Source organism: Bacteroides sp. 1001302B_160321_D4 (genome assembly GCF_015667765.1).
In the GTDB taxonomy this organism is placed as follows: Bacteria; Bacteroidota; Bacteroidia; order Bacteroidales; family Bacteroidaceae; genus Bacteroides; species Bacteroides xylanisolvens.
This window is the reverse complement of sequence record NZ_JADPLO010000108.1, coordinates 1-9448: the sequence shown is the minus strand read 5'-3', so window position 1 is coordinate 9448 and position 9448 is coordinate 1. Positions and strand designations below refer to the sequence as shown.

10 protein-coding genes are annotated in these 9448 nt (G+C 42.1%); 9 read left to right on the top strand and 1 reads right to left on the bottom strand.

The window, feature by feature from the left end; translation table 11 throughout:
* Nucleotides 1-85 precede the first annotated feature (85 nt).
* Together KFO40_RS24640 and KFO40_RS24635 are read left to right on the top strand one after the other, a co-directional pair.
* Entirely contained in the window at nt 86-1606 is a 1521-nt protein-coding gene (locus tag KFO40_RS24640; RefSeq protein WP_211146901.1) for a DUF6377 domain-containing protein, read from the top strand.
* A 74-nt stretch (nt 1607-1680) separates the two neighbouring features.
* Complete coding sequence (locus tag KFO40_RS24635) at nt 1681-3081, top strand: alkaline phosphatase (RefSeq protein ID WP_004312988.1); 1401 nt, start codon at nt 1681-1683, stop codon at nt 3079-3081.
* Nucleotides 3082-3150: 69 nt separating this feature from the next.
* On the opposite strand, the gene efp is transcribed toward KFO40_RS24635, so the two are convergent.
* Nucleotides 3151-3717 carry an elongation factor P gene (efp, locus tag KFO40_RS24630; protein WP_004312989.1) on the bottom strand — a complete coding sequence of 189 codons (567 nt, stop codon included), beginning with the start codon at nt 3715-3717 and terminating at the stop codon, nt 3151-3153.
* Nucleotides 3718-3909: 192 nt separating this feature from the next.
* Between efp and rpmH the strand changes: the two genes are divergently transcribed.
* The 7 genes from rpmH (at nt 3910) to KFO40_RS24595 (ending at nt 9422) form a co-directional block, all read left to right on the top strand.
* Nucleotides 3910-4068 carry a 50S ribosomal protein L34 gene (gene rpmH, locus KFO40_RS24625; RefSeq protein ID WP_004299762.1) on the top strand — a complete coding sequence of 53 codons (159 nt, stop codon included), beginning with the start codon at nt 3910-3912 and terminating at the stop codon, nt 4066-4068.
* A 371-nt stretch (nt 4069-4439) separates the two neighbouring features.
* Nucleotides 4440-5090: a PASTA domain-containing protein gene (locus tag KFO40_RS24620; protein WP_008016764.1), complete on the top strand. Its 651-nt coding sequence runs from the start codon at nt 4440-4442 to the stop codon at nt 5088-5090.
* 26 nt (nt 5091-5116) lie between these two features.
* The gene (locus tag KFO40_RS24615) at nt 5117-6190 is read left to right on the top strand and encodes an RluA family pseudouridine synthase (RefSeq protein WP_117811519.1); all 1074 of its coding nucleotides are present in this window, start codon (nt 5117-5119) and stop codon (nt 6188-6190) included.
* Nucleotides 6187-7161: a D-alanine--D-alanine ligase gene (locus KFO40_RS24610; protein WP_004312992.1), complete on the top strand. Its 975-nt coding sequence runs from the start codon at nt 6187-6189 to the stop codon at nt 7159-7161. The genes KFO40_RS24615 and KFO40_RS24610 overlap by 4 nt, the downstream gene beginning before the upstream one ends.
* Nucleotides 7162-7168: 7 nt before the next feature.
* Entirely contained in the window at nt 7169-8317 is a 1149-nt protein-coding gene (locus tag KFO40_RS24605; RefSeq protein WP_117683204.1) for a 1-acyl-sn-glycerol-3-phosphate acyltransferase, read from the top strand.
* Nucleotides 8314-9015, top strand: a complete 702-nt coding sequence (locus KFO40_RS24600; RefSeq protein ID WP_004312994.1) for a NigD-like protein — start codon at nt 8314-8316, stop codon at nt 9013-9015. The genes KFO40_RS24605 and KFO40_RS24600 overlap by 4 nt, the downstream gene beginning before the upstream one ends.
* A 14-nt stretch (nt 9016-9029) precedes the next feature.
* Nucleotides 9030-9422, top strand: coding sequence for a rhodanese-like domain-containing protein (locus KFO40_RS24595; protein WP_004312995.1), 393 nt, complete (start codon nt 9030-9032; stop codon nt 9420-9422).
* The last annotated feature ends 26 nt before the right edge of the window (nt 9423-9448 follow it).

The window sequence follows — 9448 nt, the reverse complement described above, 5'->3', positions numbered from 1 at the left end:
GCATCATTTAGAGGAGTAGTGGATATGAGCTTCTTCCTTTTTAGGCTAGCAAAGGTATATGCATGAAGGGAATTGACTAAACTTAATCCCCCAAGAATTACAACTGAGCCATGATATTATAAATAAGAAAGAGACTTTTCAGGTTCAGAAAGAGAAAGCTATTGATGCGCTGAAAATGCAGCTCGCTCATTCGGTTGCTCCTGCTGATAAATATCGCTTGTATGGTTCTTTGTTCGATGCTTATCTTCATTATCAGGCAGATTCTGCACTTTATTATATAAACAGGAGACAACAGCTTCTCCCCCAACTGACCCGTCCGGAATTGGCAGATGAGATAATAATTGACCGTGCAACAGTATTGGGAGTGATGGGAATGTATATTGAAGCCATGAAAGAACTGGAGAGCATAAATTCGGAGAAGCTGGACAAACAAACATTACTATCCTATTATCAGACTTATCGTGCCTGTTATGGTTGGCTTGCAGACTATACCACTAATAAAGAGGAAAAGAAGAAATACCTGACAAAGACAGATTTATACAGGGACTCTATCATTGGTATAATGCCGCCCGAAATAAACCGTACGATTGTACTGGCTGAGAAATGTATCGTTACAGGTAAGGCTGATACAGCTTTGGTGATGCTCAGCGACGCGTTGAAGGATGCGGTTGACGAACGTCAGAAAGTCTATATCTACTATACGCTGTCCGAAGCATATGGCATGAAAGGCGATATGGAAAAAGAAGTATATTATCTGATATTGACAGCTATTGCCGATTTGGAATCTTCGGTCAGGGAATATGCTTCATTGCAGAAACTGGCACACTTGATGTATGAACTGGGCGATGTAGACCGCGCTTACAAATATCTGAGCTGTTCGATGGAAGACGCCGTAGCTTGCAATGCCCGCCTGCGTTTTATTGAGGTGACGGAGTTCTTTCCTATTATCGACAAGGCTTATAAACTGAAGGAAGAAAAAGAACGTGTGGTTTCACAGGCAATGCTTGTCAGCGTCAGTCTGTTGTCTTTCTTTCTCCTTATTGCTGTTTTCTATTTGTATCGTTGGATGAAGAAACTGTCTGCCATGCGGCGTGACTTAAGCTTGGCGAACAAACAAATGCAGGCAGTAAACAAAGAACTGGAACAGACGGGGAAAATTAAAGAGGTGTATATCGCCCGCTATCTGGACAGATGCGTCAACTATCTGGATAAGCTGGAAACTTACCGTCGTTCACTGGCGAAGCTGGCTATGGCGTCACGTATTGAAGACTTGTTCAAAGCCATCAAGTCCGAGCAGTTTATCCGTGACGAGCGGAATGAATTCTATAATGAGTTTGATAAGTCTTTCCTGAAACTGTTCCCGAACTTTATTACCGCCTTTAATGAACTGCTGGTAGAAGAAGGGCGCATATACCCGAAATCCGATGAACTGCTGACAACGGAACTCCGCATTTTTGCCCTTATTCGCCTGGGAGTGATAGATAGTAACAAGATAGCCCATTTTCTGGGCTACTCTTTGGCGACTATCTATAATTATCGTAGCCGGATGCGTAACAAGGCTGCCGGTGATAAGGACAGGTTTGAGCAAGATGTGATGAATTTGTAATATGGCATCCGGATAATTTCTTCTTTTTTTTCTACCTTTGTAGACAAATAATCTAAAAATAAATATACTAGAGAATGAAAAAGTTAATCTACACATTGTTCTTTGTCTTTATCTCCGTTGTAGCCAACGGGCAGGCAAAGTACGTATTCTATTTCATCGGGGATGGAATGGGAGTCAATCAAGTAAATGGTACGGAGATGTATCAGGCGGAAATTCAAAATGGCCGTATTGGTGTTGAACCTTTGTTATTTACTCAATTCCCGGTTGCTACTATGGCAACTACTTTCTCTGCTAAAAATTCAGTAACCGACTCTGCTGCTGCAGGTACTGCATTAGCAACAGGCAAGAAGACTTATAATCATGCAATTTCTGTGGGAGAGGACAAGAATGCTATTCAGACTGTAGCAGAAAAGGCAAAGAAAGCTGGTAAGAAAGTTGGTGTAACTACTTCTGTTAGTGTAGATCATGCTACTCCTGCCGCATTCTATGCACATCAACCCGATCGTAATAGATATTATGAAATAGCTTTGGATTTGCCAAAAGCAAATTTTGATTTTTATGCAGGTGGTGGTTTTCTTAAACCGACTACATCTTTTGACAAGAAAGAAGCTCCAAGTATTTTCCCTATTTTTGAAGAAGCCGGATATACAGTAGCACGTGGCTACAATGACTATAAGGCAAAAGCTGCAAAAGCAGAAAAGATGATCCTGATTCAGGAAGAAGGTGCTAATCCATCTTGTTTACCTTATGCTATCGATCGTAAAGAAGGTGATTTGACTTTAGCGCAGATTACAGAAAGTGCCATTGATTTTCTTACTAAAGATAATAAGAAAGGGTTTTTCTTGATGGTAGAAGGTGGCAAAATAGACTGGGCGTGTCATGCGAATGATGCTGCTACAGTGTTCAACGAAGTAAAGGATATGGATAATGCTATCAAGGTAGCTTATGAGTTTTATAAAAAGCATCCGAAAGAAACCCTTATTGTCGTTACTGCCGACCATGAAACAGGTGGTATTGTGCTGGGTACAGGAAAATATGAATTGAACCTGAAAGCATTGCAGCATCAGAAACATTCTGCTGACGGACTTTCACAACGTATCAGCGAATTGAGAAAATCAAAAGGCAATAAAGTGACTTGGGAAGATATGAAAACATTCCTGGGCGAAGAAATGGGTTTCTGGAAACAATTCCCTATTTCTTGGGAACAGGAAAAGAAATTACGTGATGAGTTTGAAAAATCATTCGTGAAGAATAAAGTCGTATTTGCTGAAAGTATGTACTCTAAGAGTGAACCGATGGCTGCACGTGCTAAGGAAGTGATGGATGAGATTGCTATGGTAGGTTGGGTAAGTGGCGGTCACTCTGCCGGTTATGTACCTGTATTTGCTATCGGCGCAGGTTCTCAACTGTTTGGAGAAAAGATTGATAACACGGAGATTCCTAAAAGAATTGCGAAAGCAGCCGGATACAAATAAATATCGGTAAAGACATAAAAAAACCGGGAGTCCAAAAACTTCCGGTTTTTTTATATATGTTCTTGTCAATTATGCTTTTACACGTCCTACATAAGAACCATCGCGAGTGTCGATTTCAATTGTTTCACCTTCGTTGATGAACAACGGAACACGTACGGTTGCTCCTGATTCTACAGTGGCAGGTTTCAGTGTGTTGGTAGCTGTATCACCTTTCACGCCCGGTTCTGTATAAGTCACCTTCATCTGAACCTTGATCGGCATATCTGCATAAAGAACAGTTTCAGTAGAAGCGTCAGAAACAACTTCCAATACTGCACCTTCGAGCAGGAAGTCAACACCGTTAATCAAATCGTGAGCGATAGGGTGTTGGTCGAATGTTTCCTGGTTCATGAAGATATAATCTTCTCCTTCTTTATACAAAAATTGGTACGGACGACGTTCTACGCGTACATCTTCCAACTTTTCACCGATGTTGAAACGGCGTTCAAGAACGTAACCGCTGACTACATCTTTCAGTTTAGTACGCATGAAAGTATTACCTTTACCTGGTTTTACATGCAGGAATTCGATACAGAAATAGAGCTTTCCGTCCATACGGATACAAGTTCCGTTTTTGATGTCTTGAGCATTAATCATACTGCTATTTTTCTTAATATATTATTGTTATTTAATTGTTTTCGCAGGAATTCGACTGCAAAAGTAATCTAAATCGGTAAAAAACACAAAAACTTTTGAGCAAAAATGAGTTATCTCTTGGTTAATTTAAAAAAAGTGCCTATTTTTGCAGCCCGATTACGTAGAATAATAACATAAAAACAAGATACAGTAATGAAAAGAACATTTCAACCCTCTAACAGAAAGAGAAAGAACAAACACGGTTTCCGTGAGAGAATGGCATCGGCTAATGGTCGTAGAGTATTAGCTGCTCGTCGTGCAAAAGGCAGAAAGAAACTGACTGTTTCTGATGAGTACAACGGACAAAAGTGATAATCACTTGTCATCAGGAAACAAAAAAGGCGGGGAATTTAATCTTCGCCTTTTTTGTTTCCTGATTTTCAGGAGAATAGTATGTTAAAAAGCGCTATTGTTTGCTCTTGTTTATGACTTTTTGCTTTTCTTTGTGGAATAGAACAAGACTCATAAACAAACATACGTAATAGAAGAGCAGATTCGGGGGATTTGAAACCCCGCATAAATATAATAATGTTGTTGAAATCTATAGGAGTGGGGATTATAGTTGCAGCAATTCTGGCGATGATAAGCGTTCTTGCATAATAGATGAGGACATTTTTCATCGCCTACTTTTTAAAAGTTCAACTATTTTGTCGTATCTTTGGCGCATATTAACAGCAATGCGTATGACTATTAAAGAATTCTTTTCTTTTAAAACAAATAAATTCTTCTGGGTGAACATGATCGCCATGATTGTTGTGGTGGTAGTGATGATATTCGGTGTATTGAAATGGCTTGATATACATACTCATCATGGTGAAACTGTTGCCGTTCCCGATGTGAAAGGGATGACGGTGGACGAAGCAGCGAAAATGTTCCGGAATCACGGTTTGGTATATGTGATTTCTGATACCAAATATGTAAAGGATAAAGCAGCAGGTATCATTCTCGAACTGAAGCCGGGAGCCGGCGAGAAAGTGAAAGAAGGACGTACGGTATATCTGACTGTCAATACGTTGGATGTCCCTTTGCGTGCTATTCCCGATGTGGCGGACAACAGTTCGCTCCGCCAGGCGCAGGCTAAATTGCTGAATGCCGGTTTCAAACTGAATCAGGTTCAATTGGTAAATGGTGAGAAAGACTGGGTATACGGCGTGAAGTACCAGGGACGTCAGTTGGCTGCGGGTGAGAAAATTCCTGTGGGATCTTCGTTAACATTGATGGTCGGAAACGGCTCCGGTGATACGTCGGAAGAAGATTCAGCCGATGTTTCCGTAGATACGGACCAGCCGGTTACGTCAGAATCGTCATCTACTCAAGATGATAGTTGGTTTTAATAGATAAATAACAGAAACGGACTCGCATGATAGAGGAAGAACTTCCGGATGAACTGGAGAATGATTTAGACGATATAGAACCAGTCGGCGACGAATCCCAGCTTTACGAACACTTCCGCGTGGTTGTAGATAAGGGACAGGCGATGGTCAGAGTCGACAAATATCTGTTCGAACGTATTGTCAATGCTTCGCGCAACCGTATTCAGAAAGCTGCCGAAGATGGGTTCGTTATGGCCAATGGCAAGCCGGTGAAGAGTAGCTACAAAGTGAAACCGCTGGATGTCATAACGGTGATGATGGATCGCCCCCGTTATGAAAACGAAATTATTCCTGAAGATATTCCCCTTACTATTGTTTATGAAGATCCTTACGTAATGGTGGTGAATAAACCGGCAGGGTTGGTAGTGCATCCGGGACACGGAAACTATCACGGCACGCTCGTCAATGCGCTCGCCTGGCACATGAAGGATATACCGGATTACGATGCCAATGACCCGCACGTGGGACTTGTTCATCGCATCGACAAAGATACTTCGGGCTTGCTGGTGATTGCCAAGACACCGGATGCCAAAACAAATCTGGGACTCCAATTTTTTAATAAGACTACCAAACGCAGATATCGTGCTCTGGTGTGGGGCGTTGTGGAACAGGATGAAGGAACGATTGTCGGTAATATCGCCCGCAATCCGAAAGACCGGATGCAGATGGCGGTGATGTCCGACCCGACGGTGGGCAAGCATGCCGTTACGCACTACCGTGTATTGGAAAGACTGGGATACGTAACCCTTGTGGAATGTATACTTGAAACAGGACGTACCCATCAGATCCGTGTCCACATGAAGCATATCGGTCATGTATTGTTCAATGACGAACGCTATGGCGGGCATGAGATACTGAAAGGAACTCATTTTAGTAAATACAAACAGTTTGTAAATAATTGCTTTGACACTTGTCCCCGACAGGCTTTGCATGCTATGACGTTGGGGTTTGTGCATCCCGTCACAGGTGAGGAGATGTACTTTACTTCCGAACTTCCGGATGACATGACCCGGCTTATCGAGAAGTGGAGAGGCTATATAAGTAATAGAGAATTAGAATGAAACGCAACATCGCTATCGTAGCAGGAGGGGATACCTCTGAAATCGTAGTTTCCCTGCGTAGTGCACAGGGCATTTATTCCTTTATTGATAAGGAAAAGTATAATTTGTATATCGTGGAGATGGAAGGCCGTCGCTGGGAAGTACAATTGCCGGACGGAAATAAAGTGCCGGTAGATAGAAATGATTTTAGTTTTACGAACGGAACAGAAAAGGTTGTGTTCGACTTTGCTTATATTACCATCCATGGTACGCCCGGTGAGGATGGTCGCCTGCAAGGCTATTTTGATATGATGCGTATACCGTATTCCTGTTGTGGAGTATTGGCAGCTGCCATTACATACGACAAGTTTACCTGCAATCAATATCTGAAAGCTTTTGGAGTGCGCATTGCCGAATCATTGTTGCTGCGCCAGGGACAATCGATTTCTGACGAGGAAGTAGTGGAAAAGATCGGTCTGCCTTGTTTTATCAAGCCTAGTCTGGGAGGTTCGAGCTTCGGAGTTACGAAAGTAAAAACAAAAGAACAAATACAGCCGGCCATTGTTAAAGCTTTCGGAGAGGCGCAAGAAGTACTTGTAGAAGCGTTTATGGATGGAACGGAACTGACTTGCGGCTGCTATAAGACCAAAGAGAAGACAGTTATCTTCCCGCCTACGGAAGTGGTGACGCACAATGAGTTCTTTGATTATGATGCTAAATATAATGGACAGGTAGATGAAATCACTCCTGCGCGTATCTCGGACGAACTGACCAAGCGTGTGCAGATGTTGACTTCGGCTATCTATGATATATTAGGTTGCTCCGGCATTATCCGTGTAGATTATATTGTGACTGCCGGTGAAAAACTGAATCTTCTCGAAGTAAACACTACTCCGGGAATGACTACTACCAGCTTTATTCCCCAGCAGGTGCGTGCAGCCGGACTGGATATAAAGGATGTGATGACCGATATTATTGAAAACAAATTTTAATCACGTGATGGATCTGACAGAGTTTAATGAAATTCGTCCTTACAATGATGAGGAACTTCCTCAAATCTTTGAGGAACTGATTGCCGATCCGGCTTTTCAGAAAGCTGCTACCGGGGCTATACCGAACGTTCCATTTGAACTTCTGGCGCAGAAAATGCGTGCCTGTAAGACTAAACTTGATTTTCAGGAGGCATTTTGCTATGGCATTTTGTGGAAGATAGCGGCAGATCATACCGCCGGGCTGACACTGGATCATACCGCCATACCGGATAAAAGTAAAGCTTATACGTATATATCGAATCATAGAGACATTATTCTCGATTCGGGCTTTCTCTCTATTTTGTTGATTGACCAGGGAATGGATACGGTAGAAATAGCGATTGGAGATAATTTGCTGATTTATCCCTGGATTAAGAAACTGGTACGTGTCAATAAATCATTCATTGTGCAGCGGGCATTGACAATGCGGCAGATGTTGGAATCTTCAGCACGTATGTCTCGTTATATGCATTACACCATTTCGGAGAAAAAACAGTCTATTTGGATTGCGCAGCGTGAAGGACGTGCAAAAGATTCGAATGACCGTACGCAAGACAGTGTGTTGAAAATGCTGGCAATGGGTGGTGAAGGTGATTTGATAGACCGTTTGATGGAAATGAATATTGCTCCGCTTGCTATTTCATACGAATATGACCCGTGTGATTTTCTGAAAGCGCAGGAGTTTCAGTTGAAGAGAGACATCGAAGGGTATAAGAAGACGACGCAGGACGATTTGATTAATATGCAAACCGGTCTTTTCGGATATAAAGGCAGGGTACATTTTCAGGTTGCCCCTTGTCTGAATGATGATCTGAAAGAGTTGGACCGTTCGTTGCCGAAACCGGATTTGTTTGCCCGTATCTCTGCTTGTATTGACCGCCGCATTCATCGTAATTACCGGATATATCCGGGAAATTATGTGGCGTACGATTGGCTGAATGGCACGACGGAATTCGTCTCCAATTACACGGAAGAAGAGAAACAACAGTTTATGAACTATATTGAACAACAATTGGCAAAGATCAAGATTCCGAATAAGGATGAAGACTTTTTGCGTGAGAAGTTGTTATTAATGTATTCCAATCCGTTAGTTAATTATTTAGCAGCTTGCCGATGAAAAGAAGAAAATTACATGTTATTTGGTTGTGGGGATTGCTTTTCCTGATGACTGCCTGTGGAGATGATGATTATTATTATCCTTCGGTGAAATTGGAATTTGTGACTGTAGAGGCCGGGGAAGACGGTCGTATACAAACGCTTATTCCTGATAAGGGAGAGGCTTTGCCTGTGGCGGAAGACCGTACGGGTTCTACTATTGCCGCAAATACCTCCAGACGTGTAATGAGTAACTATGAAGTGCTTCCGGATGGAAGTGCGGCTACTATATATTCTTTGCAATCGCTCATTGTGCCGGTGCCTAAGCCGGAAGATGATCCGGTGTATAAAGACGGTATAAAGCAAGACCCGGTAGAGGTGGTCAGTATCTGGCTGGGGAGGGATTATCTGAATATGATTCTGAATCTAAAAGTCAGTACAGGCAAAGGACATACTTTCGGCATAGTGGAAGATGTGTCTGAACTTAAAACAAATGGTATTGTGAATATGTTATTATACCATGATGCGAACAGTGATGAAGAATACTATAATCGGCGTGCTTACATCTCTGTTCCTTTGGCGCAATATATTGATGAAGAGCATCCTGGCCGGACTATAAATATTAAGTTTAAATATTGTACGTACGATAAGGATGGATCTGCGGTAGTATCTGAAAAGTATTGTGATCCCGGGTTTGACTATACTCCTGGGCAGAATTGAATAATAGAGTATATATGTTTAAATTGAATCAATTAATCGTGGGGATATTTTTATTTCTCTCTTCCCTTTTCTCTTGTCAGCAGAAAGGAGATTTTCAATCCATGAATGTAGAGGAATTTGATTCTCTTATTCAGAATGAGGATATACAACGTCTGGATGTCCGCACACTTGCGGAATATTCGGAGGGGCACATCACGAAGACAATCAATATCAATGTGATGGATGATTCTTTTGCTTCAATGGCTGATTCATTATTACAGAAGGATAAACCGGTGGCTGTGTATTGCCGTAGTGGTAATCGGAGCAAGAAGGCTGCGGCAATTTTGAGTGAGAAGGGCTATAAGGTCTTTGAGCTTGATAAAGGATTTAATTCCTGGCAGGAGGCTGGCAAAGAAATAGAGAAATAAGGTAAAGAGCGGGGTAAGTAATAGCC